The sequence below is a fragment of the Roseixanthobacter psychrophilus genome (assembly GCF_043195195.1).
In the GTDB taxonomy this organism is placed as follows: domain Bacteria; phylum Pseudomonadota; class Alphaproteobacteria; order Rhizobiales; family Xanthobacteraceae; genus NCEH01.
In genome coordinates, this window is record NZ_JBAFWT010000202.1 from 1 (window position 1) to 373 (window position 373).

The window sequence follows — 373 nt, forward strand, 5'->3', positions numbered from 1 at the left end:
CCCTAATTCCGCGATGAAGAAAGTTCCGTCCCGCTGAAGCTCCTTTATCCTATGGGTGTTTGAGGAATCGGAATCACGGTTTCCCTTCACCCGGAGGGTGCGATGGGGTTGTTGCAGACGGTGTTGCCGTTCAAGCTCGACGTGACGGATGAATCGCTGAGCGCCCATGGCGGCCAGGCGCTGCATGGCGAATACCTCAAGGCGGTGAACGTCGCCGAGACGATCGACCGGGAACTCCCGCCGCCCGGCAGCGCGAAGGGCTATGCGCCTTCCGTCCACGCCATTCCCCTCATCCTGATGCTCTCGGGCGGCGGACGTTCGCTGGAAGACCTGCGCGTCCTGCGTTCGGACACGGCCCTGCGCAGGCTGCTGC

Annotated in this window: 1 pseudogene; it reads left to right on the forward strand. The window is 63.3% G+C overall.

The features are described from left to right. Positions 1–102: 102 nt before the first annotated feature. Positions 103–373: pseudogene (locus tag V5F77_RS29205) on the forward strand (IS1380 family transposase); the annotation flags it as partial.